Annotated in this window: 1 pseudogene; it reads left to right on the top strand. The window is 68.4% G+C overall.

Annotated features, from left to right (window positions below):
• Window positions 1-180 (top strand): annotated as a pseudogene (locus ACWCOM_RS18535) (SAM-dependent methyltransferase); the annotation flags it as partial.
• Window positions 181-395 lie beyond the last annotated feature (215 nt).

Below are 395 nucleotides of genomic sequence, written 5' to 3'. Positions count from 1 at the left end.
GAAGGGCAACCGGTGGTGCCGTTCGATCACGCGGTGGCACCGGCCTGGCGCTGGCATCCCGAGGAGATGAGTGCACGGCTTGCCCGAGCCGGGTTCGTCGAGGCCTGGCGCACGATGAGCCTGCCTGACTCGTTGCACCGCTATCCCGAGTGCCATCTGGCTGCCATACGTCGCCCCTGACAGCAACCCCTACCGCAGCACGGGCCGCCGCTAACCGCCCATATGTAAAGCGGGTGGTGCGATACCCCGATTGGATGTCTTCTAAGGTGTGCCCATGGCCGCATCCACCCGCCCCAGTGTCCTGACAGTTGCCCGCGCTATCGCCGCTGCCGACCCCGCCGGGCAGGGCACCGCGGCCACCCTGCTCAGCTACCCGGGTCTGCACGCGGTGCCTG

The sequence above is a fragment of the Kocuria sp. KH4 genome (assembly GCF_053711175.1).
Note: the sequence above shows the minus strand (reverse complement) of the source record. Positions and strands in the feature narration are given on the sequence as shown.